We start from the raw sequence: 18,290 nt of genomic DNA, 5'->3' as shown, positions 1-18,290 counted from the left end.
AGGTGGAGAAACATAATGAATAAAAAAAGTGCTCTGGTTGTCACAACTTTGCTTTTATCAGTTGCATTAGCAGGCTGCGGTGGGGGGGAGGTCCCTGCTGCGCCAGCTTCAGTGCAGAAGGCAATCCCAGTCCAAGTGGCAAAAGTGACGAAAGGTAGTATTAAGGATTCAACAGGTATTATTGGTAGTTTTACTCCGAAAGAGACGGCTCAGGTATCTCCAAAAATTAGTGGTAAGATTCAAAGTATTAATCTTACAGTGGGGCAAAAGGTAAGCAAAGGCGACACATTGTTTACTATAGATCAAAAGGATATACGGGACTCGATTAAGCAATCCCAGGAATCATATCAGGTTGCCTTGGCCAATTTAAAACAGGCTGAGTCAGGCGCAGAGCAATCTGTGCAACAGTCAGAGTCCAGTGTGGATCAAGCCAAAAGTGCGCTTGTACAGCAAGACAATTCCATTACTCAAGCTCAGACCAGCTTGGTTGATGCTCAAAATTCCGTACGTGATGCACAAAATACGCTTAATCGCAACCAACAGTTGTTTAGTGCGGGCGCTCTATCTCAATCCGAGTTAGAGCAGTCCCAAATAACGTATCGAAAGGCTCAAACTGCAGTGGAGAATGCACAGATCGCGCTGCACAATGCTCAAACATCCAAGGAAAGTGCGCAAACAACATATAATAATGCTCAGAAGTCATTACGTCTTGCTCAACAGAAAACGGGCATAGACGTAGCGCGTGCTTCTGTTAATCAAGCCAAAGCGAATTTAGACACAGCGCGTAGTCAACTGGTGGATGCTGTAGTCAAAGCTCCGATTTCCGGCACTATATCGGTAGTAACAGGAGTCCAAGGGCAAATGGTTAGTGCACAATCTGCAGTTGTTACAATTGCGAATACCAATCCTATCATTGCTAAGGTCAACGTTTCTGAATCAGAGCTTCTGAAGATGCAGGTGGGTTCATCTGTAACTGTAGGTGTGGACTCGTTAGACAAGCGCATTGAAGCCAGAGTGTCGGCCGTCAATCCGGTAATGGATAATGACCTCAAGGCATATCCTGTCGAGATTTCGGTTCCTAATGGTTCTGGCGAATTAAAATCAGGGATGGTTGTAACTGTATATATGAAGACAGAGGCTCCTAAAAACATTTTAGTATCGCAGGACGCCATTACGGAGCAGGCAGGAAAGAAGTATGCATATGTAGTGGAGGGTACTGTTGCTAAACGGGTAGAAGTGCAGACAGGCCAGGAAAGTGCCAAACAGGTTGAGATAACCAAGGGGCTTACTGAGGGACAAAATGTTGTCGTTAAGGGCGTAAGTCTGCTTTCTGATGGCGCGAAGATTAATGTAGTAAAATAATTTGTTTCATTATATTTACATTATATTCCTGTTTTCCGTCATTTCTACTATTTAAAGTGTATTAGAGTATTAGATTTCTTAGGAATCTATAGTCTTTATGTACTTTATGTATTCTATGGATTATTCGTTACGAATATACTCCATTAGAGGCCTGATTAATGTACAGAAAATAACCTTGTACATTTAAGGTTGAGAAGGTAAAAGTTGTAGGATGACGGAGGAACAGGTTCAATAGTATAATTATGACTGTGGAAAGCGAAATACATAATCAAAAAAAAATATTTTTTTTTGAAACAGACGCAACTTTTTGGACCCATGCTACGTCTAATTGGGTGAGTATGAAACAAAGGGGTACAAAAGCGTAAAGACAAAATTCGCTAAAAAAAATCTTTACTGCATTGTTATCACATTGTATAATACTGGAGTACGTCATAAATGGACGCTTTCTTTCAACTAGATTCCAAGCTTCTGTGATATTGTCACAGATATCATTTTATAAGGGTTCTCATAAAGCTCGGAAAGGAGGTGTAACGACTGATGAGTGACAAGATCCGACAAAAAGACAAAAATAATATTTCTGTTTATATTCAAGGAGGAGAAAAAAAGGTTATGACAAAGTTTAACAAAAAAATGATCAACGTGCTGGCAACAGCAACATTGGTTGCTGGTGTTGCAGCTCCAATCGCAGCATTGACTGCACCAACTGCAATCCATGCAGCTTCTAGCTATTCTGCTGTTAATACTCCAAGTATTGGTTCAAGTCAAACTTCTAACACTACTCTGGGTAGAGTAAAAGTTAACGTAAGCCAAGCTTCTGTTGGTAAAGGTGAATCTTTCACTGTTACTTTGCCTAAAGGCTTCGAATTCGCTACTGCCCCTGGTATTGTACCTACTGCTATTGATTCTACTTATGGTTTGGGTGTTTACATTGATCCAGGCGATAACAATGATAATGATGCAGCTCGTAAAGAAACTGGATACGTTCCAGGTGAAGGTTTGACTGTAGAGAAGCTCACTAATAACTCTGCAAGAGTGACTTTCAACTTTACTAACTCCAAAGATAGCGTTGATCTTTACATGAACTTTGGTAAAATCAATGTTAACGGACCTAGCAATGGACCTGTAAAAGCTACTTTCGATGCAGCTTCTGCAAGTGGTTTCACTAGCGGTGAAGCAACAATCGCAAACGTAGTTTCTTCCGGTCAAGTATCCTTGTCCGCAGCTGACACTGTTTCCAGCGAAGAAAACTTTACTGCAACTTTGAAAGTTAAAGAAGAAACTGCTGGTTCTTTGGGAACTAACAACATTAAATTGAAATTGCCTAGCGGTTTTAAATGGGATTCAGCTCCTAAATCTGCAGCAACAATTTTGTTTACTTCTAAAACAGACAAAGCAATTGCGCCAGGGGATGTAAATTATTCTGCTGATGGCGACACTCTTACTTTGTCTTTGAAAAAAGTAAGTGATGCTCAAACATCTTTCCAATTGCCTGTAGGATTCTATGTTGATGATGAAAACAGTGCTAAAGAAGGCGATGTAACTGTTAGCATCTCTGGTAATGCAACAACTGACGTTAGCTCCCTTGTAGTCGGTAGCTATGGTCAAATCGGTGGTGGCGTTTCCGTAGCTACTCCAACAACGATCCTTGCTGGTCATGACGAGCAAAAAATTGGTGATGTTGTAATTAAAGAAACTGTTGCTGGTTCTTTCGTAAAAGGACGTACTGTAACTTTGCGTCTGCCTGAAGGTGCTCGTTGGCAGTCAACTTTTGAAAGCAATAACCCAGGAAGCAACTTCTCCGGTTCTATGGAGAACACTAACGGTTTGGGTGGAGCAGAAGTTTCCTACACTGACTCTGACAAACGTACTTTGAAATTGACTTTCAACAATGCTAACAGCACAACTGATGCTGGTACTTTGAAACTGAAAAACGTTGAAGTTGCTACGCAACCAGGTTTCTCTGGCGATCTGAACGTTGATGTTGCTGGTAGCCAAGGTCTGAGCGGTACTGTTAAGGTTGCAACTGTGAAACAAGCAGTTACTCTGGCTGCTGCTTCCAAACCAACCCTGACAATCGGTCTGGGCGATCAACAAGTTGGCGATATCACAATCACTGAAGCTGCTAAAGAAGCTTTCGTTAAGAAAGACGGTAGCCGTGAAGTAATCTTGGAATTGCCAACAGGCGTACGTTTTGCTTCTACTCCAGAAGTAAAAGTTACAGCTGGTGACGTTAAAGTGAAGAGCGTATCTACTGATACTTACGGCGAAAGCAACAAAGGCCGTCTGAGCTTCTACATCGACAGCGAATCTGCTACTCCAAGTACAATCACAATCTCCGCTCCTAAGCTGACTGTTGACCGTACTGTAGCACAAGGCGACATCGTTGCTAAGCTGAAAGGTAGCGCAGTTTCTTACACTGCATACAAAGGCGCAACTGACAACACTCAAAACTGGAAAGACAACAACACTGCAGCTGCTGAAGTAGCAATCGCAACTGTTGGAACTCCAGCTCCAGGTGCTACTAAAACTAAAGCTGTCTTCACACTGGGAAGCACTTCCTACACTGTGAACGGCGAAACTAAAACAGCTGATGTAGCTGCTTATGCTGAAAACGGACGCACTTACTTGCCAGTACGTTATGCAGCTGAAGCTTTGGGTGTATCCCCACAAAACATCCTGTTTGACAAAGCAACTTCCACAGTTACCCTGATTAAAGGTGACCGCGTTGCTCAAATCAAACTGAACACTAACCTGTTGACTGTTAACGGTTCTGTGATTCGTATGGACGTTAAAGCTGTAACTAACAAAAACCGTACTGTACTGCCTATCTTCTGGGTGAGCAGAGCTTTGGATGCATCCATCAACTATGATGCAACTGCTAAAACAGTAACTGTTGAAAACAACAACTAATTTAAGAGCAACTCTTTTGAGTTAACTGAATTAGATGAGAAGAGGGTTCCTTTTGGAGCCCTTTTCTTTTATTAGTCTTATTGACAAAGGAGAGAAATTATGAAACGTTTTGGAGTGGCATTACTATCCACATTGGTTCTTACTTCTGCGTTTGCTAATCTTGCAGGAGCTCAGTCAGGTGATATAAAGGTTATTATTAACGGTGTAACTCAGCAATATACACAGTCTCCGATAGTCAGTCAAAATACAACCTTGGTGCCTCTTCGTGGCGTTTTTGAAAGCTTGGGAGCGCAAGTAGAGTGGGACAGCAAAGCCAAAAAAGTAATAGCATCTAAAAATGATGATACATTAACTTTGAATATTGGTTCTAAACTTGCTTATAAAAACAGTAATCCTGTACAGCTCGATGCAGCAACTCAAATTCAAAAGGGTCAGGTGCTCGTTCCTTTACGTTTTGTGAGCCAATCATTAGGCGCCAAAGTAAATTGGGATCAAGCTACACGAACAGTGACCATTTCGAATCAAGCTAATGGTAGCGCCACTGACACTAATAGCTTGTCCAGTAAGCCACTTACAGCTCCTGTGACCAAAGTTACTTATGATACTTACTATAATGACTCCTTAGCCTATGATGATGCAGTAAAACTGGCTATAGCTGATAGTACTTCAGTTAAAACAGGAGAAGTGAGTATCGATCAAGCAGGGAAAATCATGAAAGAAACTGGCAAAAATATTGATTTTGTTCCTGCTGAAGCGGGAGATGAGGCTCAAGATAAAGCTTTTAAAGGCTATGCCCAAACGAACCTTAATTATGAGGCTGCCAAAAAGAATCTGGAAATGACCAAAGAAAGTATTGAATATAATGTGAAGGATCTTTATAACAAGCTCCTTCAAAAGCAAAATGCCGTCAAACTGGCAGCATTAAATATTGAAGATGCTGAGCGCAAGCTTAAAGTTGCACAAATCAAGAGAGATAATCAAATGTCGAGTGATTATGAGGTTACCCAAGCGACTAATCAGTTGACTCAAAATCAAGCAGCTTTGGATAAAGCTAAAAAAGATTTGGATAGTGCATATGTATCTTTGAATCAATTGATTGGCTACAAACCAGAGCAACGTTATGAATTGAAGGATAAGCCTGTCTATTCTGAATTTAAAGATAATGTAGAGACAAAAGTAAGCCAAGTACTCACTAGCAGTACTGCCATTTGGTTGAGTGAGCAAAAAGTTGATTTGGCTGAATTGAGCTTGAAGCTTTATAACTTTAGTACTCCTGGAAATACCCCATATGAAGCTGAACAACTTAATGTTGAAAAAGCTCAGTATGCTACAGAAGGTACAAAGAGACAGTTGGAAGAAGCTGTGAGAACAATTTATAACAATATCAAGGCATTGGAAAGCCAATACTCACAGATCCAAGCTGGTTTGGTGAGTGCAAGAAGTGCGGCTGATATGGCTAAAAAGCAATTTGATGTTGGACTGGCTACTGAGCTTCAGGTTTACGAGGCTAATTTGAAAGTGACTACTGCTGAACAACAAGCGGAAGATATTGTGTCAAGTATTGATACTTTGAAGCTGGCTTTCAATAAGCCATGGGCTATGCAAGGTTCCGCTGGAGCAAGTGCGCAATAATTTAAGCTTACCTATACTTGTTATAACTGCAGTAGGAGGTTTTCATGAAATCACGCTATAAAGTATCGTTGGCTGCTGTTTTACTTGGAGGAGGAATTGTGGCTGGCTCTTTGATGAACAGTTCAGTTAATGGAGCCTCCAGTTCTGGACAACCTGGAACAGCTGATGATCCAGTCGTAACCAAAAGCTATGTTGACCAAAAAATTGCTCAGGCCATCAAAGGTGGGGGAACTGCAAGCAGCACTAGTAGTAAAACAACTAACTCGACTGCTCCAGCAACAAACACCACTGCTTCTAATACAACGTCTTCAGGAACCTCTAATGCTGCTAAAAGTTCAACGGTGGAGCAGACAGAGGCTTTGAAGGTTGTTGATGTAAAGCCTGGTCAGAAACTGATTGCCAAAGCTGGGGCAGAATTTATTTTACGTAATGGAAATGCTGTTGTGTACAGCATGGATGCCAGTGGTGCTATTGATATTACTTCTGGAACTGAAATCGTTCATAACCAGGCTGTCGAAAAAAATCATTTATTATCGTTTCCTAGAGAAGGAAGAGGTATTCAAGTAAAAGAAGGGCAGAAGTTTGGCCTAGTCGTTATGGTACGAGGCGGTTATACTGTTCAATAACTGGTGTCTATCTCTGTTTAAGGTACTCTTTTTCTTAAATACTGCTTGGGATAGCAAATTGTTCTTGGCTAAGTTGACTTTAAACACTGCACACTAACTTCATGAAAAATAATTCATTGAGTGGAGGGTGCATACGATGGCGTCAAGAAGTCAAAGACGATTAATTCCCGAAAGCCGTGCGAGGTTAGATGATTTGAAGTATGAAATTGCTGCCGAGTTTGGGTTACCTGTTTATAATCCTCAATATGCACATATACATCCGAATGCTGATAGTGAATTTGCTGCAGAATTGGGGGAGTTTACAAGGAATCAAAATGTAGAGTGGCGCGATTTAACTTCAAGACAAAATGGTTCCGTTGGTGGAGAAATTACTAAACGATTGATACAATCCGCTGAACGTAGCTTGTCTGAATTTGGTACATTATAAATTGTAATTATTGATATAGATTTTAAACAAATAGTAGGTATAAACTGGAGCTATTTACTTGTGGATCATAATGGTTCGCATGTAAACTCACTTCATTTTCGAATTTTGTTATTTGGATGACATGAATTGACACCTTGTTTTAAATAGGATATCATGGCATTTGAGGCTTGTACGCAACCTTTTCCTACCGGAAAAGGTTCATTTTTTGTTAATCAGGTGTAAAAGATATCTTCCGTCATTTGTTGAGTTGAAGGTAACTGAATAATGCCATGCCATGTTAGGATTTATTAAAAATCCTCATGTATTTTAATTGTGGGAGGTTGAAATTCATGTCTGTAAAAGGTCGTCATTTGTTCACGTCCGAGTCTGTAACAGAAGGCCATCCGGATAAAATTTGTGATCAGATATCCGATGCTGTATTGGACGCCTTTTTGGCTAATGACCCTAATGCACGTGTAGCATGTGAAGTATCGGTAGCTACCGGTCTCGTTCTCGTCATTGGTGAAATCAGCTCCAAATCGGAATACGTGGATATTCCATCCATTGTTCGTAATACGATTAAGGAAATTGGTTATACACGTGCAAAATACGGTTTTGACTATAATACTTGCGCTGTATTGACTTCTTTGAATGAACAGTCGCCAGACATTGCTCAAGGGGTTAACGCTGCCCTGGAAAGCCGTGATCCTGCTGAAGTAGATAAGGAAACAGAAAACATTGGGGCTGGTGACCAAGGATTAATGTTCGGTTTTGCTACGAACGAAACACCTGAGCTAATGCCTCTTCCTATCGCTATGTCTCACCGTATTGCACGACGCTTGTCTGAAGTGCGTAAGGATGGAACGCTGAATTACCTTCGTCCAGATGGTAAAACTCAAGTAACGGTAGAATATGAAAATGGAAAACCTGTTCGTATTGATGCTATTGTGGTTTCTACGCAGCATGCAGAAGATACCACTTTGGAACAGATTCAAGCAGACATCAAGGAAAAGGTTATTTTGCCAGTTGTTCCTGCCGAATTGCTGGATGAGCACACCAAGTACTACATTAATCCAACAGGGCGTTTCGTTATCGGTGGTCCTCAAGGGGATGCAGGTCTGACAGGCCGTAAAATTATTGTGGATACGTACGGTGGTTATGCACGTCATGGCGGGGGAGCATTCTCGGGTAAAGATCCAACCAAAGTGGACCGTTCTGCTGCTTATGCTGCTCGTTATGTAGCGAAAAACCTCGTGGCAGCTGGATTGGCTGACAAGGTGGAAATTCAGCTTGCTTATGCCATCGGTGTAGCTACGCCTGTTTCGATTAACGTCGATACATACGGCACAGGGAAAGTTAGTGATGAAAAACTCGTTGAACTGATCCGAAATAACTTCGATCTTCGCCCAGCAGGCATCATTCGCATGTTGGATCTGCGTCGTCCAATTTACAAGCAAACAGCTGCTTACGGCCACTTTGGACGTACAGATCTGGATGTACCGTGGGAGAGTGTAGATAAAGCGGAAATTCTGAGAGAGCAAGCGGGGTTATAATTCTCGTAAGTTATCAGAATAACGTATTAACCTAAAAAGACTGTTCATGCTATGCATGAGACAGTCTTTTTTTGATATGCTCTGCTATTAATTATGAACTTGCCATAGTGTACTTAATTTCACACCACTATTCGGATATCGGTGCGAGACCCAATAAATTTCTGAGTAAATGACACACCTTTTGTACTTCCTTATATTGCTCCAAATACGCAAAAAGAGCTTTTAAGAGACCTTTTTGAGGGTTCGATTTCAGAGCCTCTTCCTTTAATTGAGCGTAAATTTGCTGACACTCCTGTTTCTCCTCTGTGCTCCACGAAGAAAGCAGTATACTGTCTTCCAGGGAGTGGAGCAGGCCGTTAATTTGACGACCTTGGTCAAAGGGATTACTTAGTGCGCTCTCGGGTAACCAGCCTTTTTTGCTCCAGAACAAATGTGGAGCGGAATCAGCACTGCTCAGGCTGGTTGCCAAGGAACTGGATAAGAAGATGATAAACTGTGTTAGATGCTCAATCGTTTCATCATTCATCCGATCGGCAAAGAAGCGAATATATTCGAACACAATGCTTTTCAGTACAAAGGTTATATCCCATGCATGATCTTCAATGCCTGGTCCAAAAATATCAATTAGGCAGTCGTGAACCCATTTGTACAATTTGTATTCGTGCTGTTCAAACGCACCATTGAGTTGTTCATTCTGAAAAATAAGCATGGAAGGCTCAGGAAGATCCATCATGAGATACACTTTGTTTTCAACGAGATTTTTCAAATAAAGTACAATAAAACCGTGCAGTTTATCGTGCTTAGAAAGATCAGGTTTACTGTAGAGAGCCCGGATGTCTTGTTCAATGTTATTCTCCAGAATGATACACATTTCCAAAGGCAGTTCTTCTTTCCCTTGAAAGTATTTATAGAAGGATGCCTTTGCCATCCCACTTTCTTTGGCGATTTCCTCAACAGATGTTGAATAATAGCCTTTTCTGGAGAACAGCCGGATGGCTGCTTGTAAAATATCATTTTTTTTATTTTCCATACATACTCCCTTCAGGATCCAACTCGACAGCATGCGGAATTCACCACTTCATATATTACAAAGGTTGGTCACGTGTAATAACTGTGTGCTGCTGTTTCTTGAGTTGCCGGTGCATCTTGTACTTAGCCATGATCATATACAAAGACGGCACCACAAACAAAGTTAACAAGGTCGAAAATAACAAACCGAAAATGACAGTGAACGCCAGTGGCTTAAAGAGCAGGCTTCCCAATAGTGCTAACGGAATCATACCTACAATGGCAGCCAGGGAAGTCAATAAAATCGGTCTGAAACGGGCAGCGGCTGCTTGTATTACGGCTTCCTTTAATTCCATTCCTTCATGTCTTGCATCCTCGATAAATTCAATTAGGACAATCCCATTTCGCACAACAATACCCGCGAGTGCAATAATTCCCATGATGCTCATAAAACCGATAGGCATACCCGTCAGGAAAATACCAATAATCCCGCCGGCTGCTGCTAGGTACACGGTTGCCATAATAATAATAGGAATGGAGAGTGAATAAAACTGCATCGTGATCAAGAGTAGAATGAGTAAGACTACAACGATCGCCAGCTTCCCTAAGTCCGCGAATATGGTGGACTGATCGGATGTTTCACCGCCTACCTCCCATTTATATCCTTCAGGGAACTTCATCTGTGCCAGTTTACTCTCCACATCTACCATGGCTTCGCTCGCGGTTCGTCCGTTCAAATCGGCCTCGACCGTAATCGTCCGCTCCATATTGTAATGCTTGATTTGCTGAATAGCAAATGAAGGCTTAACCTGTACTAATTGGTTTAATGGAATTTGCCTTCCAGCTGCATTCACTACACTTAATTGTTGGAAAAGGTTACTTGGCTCTTCGTTACTATGATTCAAATACATTTTGATATCTACCAGACTGCTTCCAGTATCAAATTGACTTACTTGAGCCCCCTCTTTTAACAAAAGGAGGGTACGAGTCAAATCTGTGTAGCTTACTAGATACTGATCCATGGCTTGTTTGTTCACTTCAAGCTCGAGAGCATACCGTTCAATTCCTATGTCATCTACGATACCCGTTGCCCCCTCTACTGTCGCGATCTGCTCCTTTGCTTTTTGGGCAAGGGTTTGCAGTTCATTCAGATCCTGACCTGAAATACGAATAGAAACGGGTTTACCTACTGGAATCCCGAGACGAGGAACATACATGGTAACCGTAACGCCAGGGTAGGACTTCTTAACATGTTGTTCCCAAGCATCAACTGTTGAGTTAAGATTGAATACATTCTCTTTACCGACGACAGCAATCTGACCTACGGTTTCGTTATAAGTAATATTTCCGCCCATACTGTTAATGTCACTAAACAGTTGAGGAGCAGTCCCCCCAGCGCTGTAAACGACCTTGGAAGTTTCAGGTTGCTTCTTGATCCAATTTGCAAGATCTTTAACGACCTGGTCGGTTTCCGCAATGGAAGTGCCTACAGGCATTTTTACATTTAATGCAACATGAGGGTCTTCTGATTCAGGGAAAAGCTCAACGGATGTAAAGGGAACTAATCCATAAGCAGCTGTTCCAAGCATGAGTCCAACCATAGCCGTCAGCAAGGGACGCTGAATGACTTTAGGCATCAGCTTTTGTGAATAAAGCTTGTTTAAAGAGTGAATCTGCTGACCGAGCAAGCCTACTGGTTTTGATTTCCCCTGAGGATGACGAGTCTGTCTGCGCTTTTCATACCATTCTCGAAAAATAGGGATGATCGTGAGGGACATGATCATAGAGGCTAACATGGTCAGAGAAACAATGGCGGGAATGGGTCTAATAAAGGCACCTACATTTCCGGGAAGAAACAACAGTGGAGCGAAAGCTGAGATGGTGGCCAATGTTGCAACCAAAATAGACAGCATGACCTCTTTGGTACCTTTTATAGCTGCAACGGAGGGTGATTCTCCTAATTCCGTAAGTCTGCGCTCAATATTATCGTTTACCACTACAGCATCATCCACGAGTATGCCGAGTACAATGATCAGACCGACAACGGAAATCTGATTTAAAGTAATGCCGAACATAGGTAGAAAGATAATGGCAATCGAAACCGAAATAGGGATTGCCAGCGCGACAAAAGCAGAGGTGAGCAAATTCAAGCCCAACATACAAACGAGAATAACAGCCGCAATTGCCAGAATCGTTTCACGCTTTAAGTCGTCAAAGATATGGTTTACCTGATCCTTTTGTACAAAGAGAGTCTGTAAGTGAACACCTACGGGGAGTGTTTTCTCCAGCTCTTTGAGCTTGGTATTGACCTTTTCGCTCATAGAGGGGATGTCTGTGCCTGTTTCCGCTCCAATACTTAGCGTAATGGCCGGTTTACCCTCTACATAAGCGAAATATTCTGCCTCAGGATGTGCCAGCTCAGTTGTTCCAATATCTCTTAAATAAACAGGATTACCTTCCTTTGTACGTGTCAAAATGACCTGATTTAATTCGTCAGCTTTTTCGGTCTCACGAACAATGAGTTGATAGGTACGTCCGTTGTATTCAATATTACCGGTAGGAACTCGATCGATCTGAGATTGGATCGCTTGTGCCACTTGTCCCCACGACAACTGATATTGCTGGAGCTTCTGATTGTCGATACGGACACGTACTTCTTGGTCAGGAAGACCATTGAATTTGACACTGGATACGCCGGAAATCGTATTAAGTTGATCTTTCCAGGTGGTGGTCAAATCATTTAGTTTATACAGTGGTGCAGATGAGTCGGCGGTCAGAGCATAAGAGCCGATAAACGAGCTGGTCAGCTTGTCATTTACAACAGGCACCTCAGCACCTTGAGGAAGATCGGCTTGTGCATCTTGCACCTTTTTACGCATATTATCCCAAACTGTCTGAGGATCCACTCCATTTTTGGATTCGATTAGAATAGAGGAGAATCCGTTGCCAGAAGTCGAATTAATCGTTTTAACACCTTCAACCTCCTTGATGCGTTTCTCCAGCTCTTTAGTTACGGTTTGTTCTACCTTTTGTGGCGAAGCACCGGGATAAACGGTTGTGACCATAGCATTCTGTATGGTCACGTCTGGCATTTCCTGCTGTGGTAACTGGAAAAAACCGAAACCTCCAACTACAATCAGCATGACAAAAAACAGCAATGTTATTTTTCGCTTTTTTACGATGTACTCAATCATGGACGTCCGCCTTCCTCCGACTGAATCGCATTTCCATCAAATAGGGATTCTGCCCCTTTAATGACAATACGTTCTCCTTCACGAAGCCCGGATACAATTTGCAATTGATTATCTACAACCTGATTGCCAAGCTCCACAGGGGTTCTAACCGCTTTTCCTTGAATATCTTTGAAAATAAAAGGCTTGCTTCCCGTATTGATGACTGCTTCAGCAGGCACAAGAATACCATTCTTGTCTGTTACCTGATGCGCAGCTCTAATGATCTGGCCGGGTAACCAGTCTCGCTGTGGATTGGCAATGATAATCTCTACGTTAACCCGCCCCGTATCGGTGCTGGTTGAAGGATAGATGTTGGACACCATACCATGACGAGTCTCATCATAGAGTGCCACCTTCACCTGTTGTCCCTTTTTCCAATCCTTAATTTCACTGTCTGGTACGGGAAGGAGTACTTTAAGACGGTCGGTGGAGCCTATGCGATAGACGGCTTGGCCCGACGCGACCAAATCACCTGTATTCACGATTTTGTCTAAGATTACGCCGTTCACGGGAGAAGTTAAACGGGTGCGTGACAATGCCAGCTCCGCCTGGTCCTTGGCGACAAGGGCCTTTTCGTAGTTGGCACGTGCTTGTTTCTGGGAAGCCTCTGCTTGTTCGCTGGCTGCAAGAGCTTTAGTTTTACCTGCAATCGCATCCTGAAAGGAAGCTTGGACAGATTGATGCTCTTCGGCTGTGGCCCCTTCCAGCAAAAGAGATAAGGAAGCTTTTGCTTGCTCCAGATTTTGAAGAGCAGCAGTTGCATTCAGGCGGGCGTTCTCGTTATCCGACGCGGTAGCTGCACCTGCCTCAAACAGCTTTTGTGTCCGCTCGCTATCCGTCCTGGCCTTGTTATAGGCGCTTTGTGCCTTATCGACAGTGATTTGTGCTTGCTGTTTTTCCTGAGCGCGCGCACCCTTGTTGGCCTTGCTGACATTTGCACGAGCACTCGTAATACCTGCATCGGCGGATTGAATGGCAGAGGCAGCTGCCTGTAGGTTAGCCTGTGCGTTATCTATACCGGCTAAAGCTTCTTGGATAGAGGCCGTTGCCTGTGCAACCTGTAGCCTGTAGTCAGCATCATCTAGACGGGCAATGATTGCCCCTTTTTGGACTAGAGTGCCAGTAGTGACCTCTGCGCTGGCGACGGTACCTCCATTTTGAAAGGCCAGTGTACGTTCTTCATAAGCCTGAAGGGTGCCTGACAAGTCATAGGCGGTATGGAGTGGTGTATTCTTGACGATTGTAGTGCGCACAACGGTCGGCTGTGCGGATGAACCTGAAGCAGCATCTTTTTTTCCGGTAGAACATCCGGCAATTGCGAGGCTCATTGATAAGGTGAGCATGATGATGGCCCGTTGTTTATTCATGATTATCCTTCCTTCCGATAGGGTCATAAAATCGAGTTTAAACTAATTGGTTTAAAATGAACTCATTAGTTCATGTGTATTATAGTGCGCCTATATTGCATTCGTCAATTCACTGTTTTGGATTTTATGAATTAGTTGGCGGAATTTCGGAACTTTTGCCTTTATAATAAGTCTATTAACATAAGAGGATTTTTTTGTTTATTGGTAGAGTACATGCGCGGATTAATCCGTTTGAATACAAAGAAGATGGGAGCTATTATCCAAATGTTTTTAAGTAATAGAAAACAGAGCAAAGTGAAAGTAGATGGCAAAGGAATTGCTAAAAGATGGGCTGTTTTAACGCTGGCAGGAGTATTATGGGTCGGTCCGGTTGCCGGAACTGGGGTTCTAGTCCCGTTAAATAATTGGATATCTGCGCCAATCGCGAGTGCTGCCTCCGGTTCAACGGTAAAATTGGGTGAGGAGATCATTACTTCGGGTGCAACATTATTGAAATATCGTTTTAAAGGGTCCAAGGGAACAGCGCTGGCTGATATCGTTCGAGTAGACCTGCAAAATCCGTACGTAAAGCTGGATGTCATGACTGGGAAGAACGGACAGTTTACGACCCGTCAGAGTACAGGCGGTATGGCAAAAGAGACCGGTGCGGTTGCTGGCGTGAACGGGGATTATTTTAATACCTCTAGCGAGGGAGCACCGATCGGTGGACAGGTGTCCAAAGGGGTGTTGATGTCTACTCCCTCTGATTTAACAGGTATGTATGCCTTTGCTGTAACGAAGGATGGCTCACCGATGGTTGAGCAATTTACTTTTGAAGGTACAGTAAAAGCTGGTGATGGGTCTTCCTTCTCTTTGGCAGGGATGAATAAGGCTTCATACTCGCCTGAGACGAGTGGGAGCAGCTATAGTCACTCCAATGCTATGTATATTTATACATCTGCTTGGAAAGCAATTGAGCGACCTAAAAACAGTTCGACAACGCCTACTGAAATATTGGTACAAAATGGCGTGGTTACGCAAGTCTCCGAAAATGCTACATTGAATATGACTGTTCCGCAGGATGGCTATATTTTGCGTACACACGGTAAAGCAGCGGATTATGCCAAAGCGCATCTGACTGTGGGACAGACTGTAGAAACGAACTATCACCTTCGCGTCAAATCGACAGGGAGTGAAGTAGATCCTTCCAACCTACAAATGATGATCGGTGGACATACCATATTAGTAAATGACGGACAGAAGACTTCGTTCTCCCGAAGTACGACAAGTATAGGCGGGACGCGTGCGCGTACGGCTTTGGGATATTCCCGTGACAAGCGATATGCCTATGTCATCGCCGTTGAGAAGAATGGGAACAGCGTTGGTGTATCCTTGAGCGAGCTGCAAACATTGATGAAAGATATTGGTGTCTGGAAGGGGATGAACCTCGATGGTGGCGGCTCTACCACCATGGTAACTCGTGATTTGGGAGATACGACAGCAGGGCTTACATTCAATACAGAATATGGTACAGAGCAACGTAGCATCGTAAATGGAGTGGGAGTATATACCACTGCTCCTAAAGGAACGCTCAAAGGCTTTACCATCAAGGGCAATAAAACGCTGCTGATTGGTCAGAGCGGAAGCTACTCCTTCAAAGGCTACGACAACTACTACAATCCATTTGATACCTCGAAAGTACAAGTGACGTGGAAGTCCAGCAACCCAGCTGTTGTGTCCGTGAGCGGCGGTGTTGTGAAGGGGGCCAAACCGGGAACTGCTACTTTAACTGCATCCAGTGGCTCAGCCAGTGCGACAACCAAGGTCACCGTGCTTGGAGCAGATGAAATTTCATCACTTACTGCTGGAAGTGGGACAGGCTCGCTTACTGCAGGAGCTAAAATCGCAGTACCGATAACGGCCAAGACGAAAGATGGACAGAGTGTCAGCATTACATCAGATGCGCTCAAATGGGAGTTCATCGGCTTTAAGGGAAACGTTAAGGATAATCAGCTTACGGTAAATACAGTGGATGCGGGTGTAAAAACAGGCTATGCCATTGGTCGCTACGATGGTTTCAGTGCGGTTGTCTTCCTGTCCGCTGGCGGGGCAAGTACAAATAACTGGGAAAACTTCGAAAATGTTTCGTATCCGGTTGATTTCACTTCAAATGTGGAAGGTGTTACCGGTACAGCGGCTGTTGTACAAGGGGATGGAGACCATGCCAATTCCAAAGTGCTGGAGCTAAGCTACGACATGACGAACGGCACTGGCAAAATGTATGCTTACGCTCAATTAAATGGCACATCCGGGAAGACGTTGGAGCAGGCAGCTACATCCATCTCGATTGATGTCAAAGGGGATAAGAGTCTGAACTGGCTGCGTGCGGAGCTGGAGGATGCTCAAGGCAAAACGGCATACATTGATCTCGCCAAAGTGATTGACTGGAACGGCTGGAAAACGATTAACGCAGATATGAGCAGTTTGAATATTTCCTATCCGGCGAAGCTGAAACGTCTCTATGTGGTCAATGTAGCCGAGGGTCAGGATGAGCGCGCTAAGACAGGTAAGGTCGCTTTTGATAATATCTCTTTTAATACACCGGGGACGGTCGGCACAGAAGGACTTAAAAAGGGAACAGCTCAGATGACGATCGGTCAAAAATCAATGACGGTAAATGGAACGCCAACAACGATTGATGCAGCTCCGATGACTCGCAATGGTTCGACATATGTTCCAATTAAGTATGTGCTGGACGCATTTGGCGGACAAGCCAAATGGAATGCGGGCGATCAGCGGATCACCATTATGCGCGGTGGTGTGCTGATGGATTTGACTGTAGGAAAAAAAGAAGTGATTCTAAACGGAAAGCGTCAGAGCACTGAAGTTGCACCTATTGTACTGGGAGGCAGGACTTTAGTCCCATTAAGACTGGTGTCTGAACAGTTAGGAATGACTGTAAAATGGGAACAAGAAACGAAGACCATCACCCTCCAGTCATGATATGGTATGATATATACTTGAAATGCTAGGATTGGAGTAGAACATTTGTGGACTTTCAAGCCGATATCATAGACCGAGTCATTAAAAATGCCATCCAGGTGATGGAGAACAGCAAATATCAGATGTTCGAAATATTGGACACGGCCCGGACCGAACTGGTTACGTTAAATCAAGAGCTTCAGAGCGTATTAAAGGAAACGGCAGAAACGATCGAAAAAGTGGACCAGCTGGAAATGAACTATCGGCGGTCCCGAATTCGGTTGACTGAGGTCAGTCGTGATTTCGTCCGTTACTCGGAAGAGGATATCAAACAGGCTTATGAGAAGGCGACACAGCTTCAACTCGATGTGATGATTTTTCGCGAGAAGGAAATGTATCTCAAAGCCAGAAGAGATGATCTTCAAAAGCGGGCCAAAAGTGTCGAGGCTTCTGTCGAGCGGGCCGAAACTATCGGTTCGCAGATGGGGGTCGTGCTGGAATATTTATCGGGTGAATTGGGACAAGTGACGCGGATCATTGAATCGGCCAAGAATCGGCAGTTTATTGGTCTGAAAATTATTTTGGCTCAGGAAGAGGAGCGTAAGCGCATATCCCGTGAAATTCACGATGGACCTGCGCAACTCCTTGCGCATCTAGTGCTTAGGACGGAAATTGTGGAAAGAATGATCGCCAAGCAGGAATTTAAGATGGTTCAGGACGAAATAGTAGACTTGAAGAAACAAGTTCGCTCCAGTCTTGAAGAAATGCGAAAGGTCATTTTCAACTTGCGTCCCATGGCCCTGGATGACCTGGGGCTTATTCCGACGCTCCGGAAATATGTGCAGGATTTTGAAGAAAAAACGAAGATTAGAGCGCTTTTTGAAACAAGGGGCAAGGAACACCGTCTCTCTTCCGCGATGGAAGCAGCCATTTACCGTCTGATCCAGGAAGCTTTGACTAACGCTGCCAAGCATGCTTACCCTACCTATGTGCTTGTGGAGATTACCTACCAGGCACAGCTTGTAAAAATTGTTGTGCAGGATAATGGTCTGGGCTTTAAGCCAGAGCTTTTTCAGCAAAAAAGCAAAGACCATGGGCATTTTGGTCTGATTGGTATGCGGGAAAGGGTTGAACTGCTCGAGGGGAGAATGGAGATCGAATCAGCTGAGAATCAAGGCACCAAGATAGTGATTCATATCCCAACCAACGTGGAAAAGGGAAAGGAGTAACAA

The 18,290-nt window shown here is 43.5% G+C and carries 11 protein-coding genes; 8 read left to right on the top strand and 3 right to left on the bottom strand.

What is annotated here, in order from left to right; all coding sequences use genetic code 11:
- Positions 1–15 precede the first annotated feature (15 nt).
- From HFE01_RS10005 to metK, 6 genes are all read left to right on the top strand, one after another.
- Positions 16–1,362: an efflux RND transporter periplasmic adaptor subunit gene (locus HFE01_RS10005; protein WP_117288712.1), complete on the top strand. Its 1,347-nt coding sequence runs from the start codon at positions 16–18 to the stop codon at positions 1,360–1,362.
- 537 nt (positions 1,363–1,899) lie between these two features.
- Positions 1,900–4,272, top strand: coding sequence for a copper amine oxidase N-terminal domain-containing protein (locus HFE01_RS10000; protein ID WP_167437853.1), 2,373 nt, complete (start codon positions 1,900–1,902; stop codon positions 4,270–4,272).
- 99 nt (positions 4,273–4,371) lie between these two features.
- Positions 4,372–5,904: a stalk domain-containing protein gene (locus HFE01_RS09995; RefSeq protein ID WP_164964426.1), complete on the top strand. Its 1,533-nt coding sequence runs from the start codon at positions 4,372–4,374 to the stop codon at positions 5,902–5,904.
- Between the two features lie 44 nt (positions 5,905–5,948).
- Positions 5,949–6,530: a hypothetical protein gene (locus HFE01_RS09990; RefSeq protein WP_016822906.1), complete on the top strand. Its 582-nt coding sequence runs from the start codon at positions 5,949–5,951 to the stop codon at positions 6,528–6,530.
- 136 nt (positions 6,531–6,666) lie between these two features.
- Positions 6,667–6,957, top strand: a complete 291-nt coding sequence (locus tag HFE01_RS09985; protein WP_044786140.1) for an alpha/beta-type small acid-soluble spore protein — start codon at positions 6,667–6,669, stop codon at positions 6,955–6,957.
- A 329-nt stretch (positions 6,958–7,286) separates the two neighbouring features.
- Entirely contained in the window at positions 7,287–8,489 is a 1,203-nt protein-coding gene (metK, locus tag HFE01_RS09980) for a methionine adenosyltransferase (protein ID WP_107733827.1), read from the top strand.
- 127 nt (positions 8,490–8,616) lie between these two features.
- On the opposite strand, the gene HFE01_RS09975 is transcribed toward metK, so the two are convergent.
- Genes HFE01_RS09975 through HFE01_RS09965 form a run of 3 tightly spaced genes read right to left on the bottom strand, consistent with a single transcriptional unit; the run spans position 8,617 to position 14,097 of the window.
- Positions 8,617–9,519, bottom strand: coding sequence for a TetR/AcrR family transcriptional regulator (locus tag HFE01_RS09975; protein ID WP_107733828.1), 903 nt, complete (start codon positions 9,517–9,519; stop codon positions 8,617–8,619).
- Positions 9,520–9,574: 55 nt separating this feature from the next.
- Entirely contained in the window at positions 9,575–12,691 is a 3,117-nt protein-coding gene (locus HFE01_RS09970; RefSeq protein WP_107733829.1) for an efflux RND transporter permease subunit, read from the bottom strand.
- Positions 12,688–14,097 (bottom strand): efflux RND transporter periplasmic adaptor subunit, encoded by a 1,410-nt coding sequence (locus HFE01_RS09965; RefSeq protein WP_107733830.1) that lies wholly within the window; start codon positions 14,095–14,097, stop codon positions 12,688–12,690. Before HFE01_RS09965 ends, HFE01_RS09970 begins: the two co-directional genes overlap by 4 nt.
- A 264-nt stretch (positions 14,098–14,361) precedes the next feature.
- Here HFE01_RS09965 and HFE01_RS09960 point away from each other — a divergent pair, with 264 nt between their 5' ends.
- Both HFE01_RS09960 and HFE01_RS09955 read left to right on the top strand, forming a co-directional pair.
- Entirely contained in the window at positions 14,362–17,079 is a 2,718-nt protein-coding gene (locus HFE01_RS09960; RefSeq protein WP_025365997.1) for a stalk domain-containing protein, read from the top strand.
- Between the two features lie 47 nt (positions 17,080–17,126).
- Positions 17,127–18,287: a sensor histidine kinase gene (locus HFE01_RS09955; RefSeq protein WP_013373402.1), complete on the top strand. Its 1,161-nt coding sequence runs from the start codon at positions 17,127–17,129 to the stop codon at positions 18,285–18,287.
- Positions 18,288–18,290 lie beyond the last annotated feature (3 nt).

The sequence above is a fragment of the Paenibacillus sp. EKM10P genome, from assembly GCF_011800655.1.
Classification (GTDB): domain Bacteria; phylum Bacillota; class Bacilli; order Paenibacillales; family Paenibacillaceae; genus Paenibacillus; species Paenibacillus polymyxa.
The sequence above is the reverse complement of the archived record's forward strand: the minus strand, read 5'-3'. Positions and strand labels throughout refer to the sequence as shown.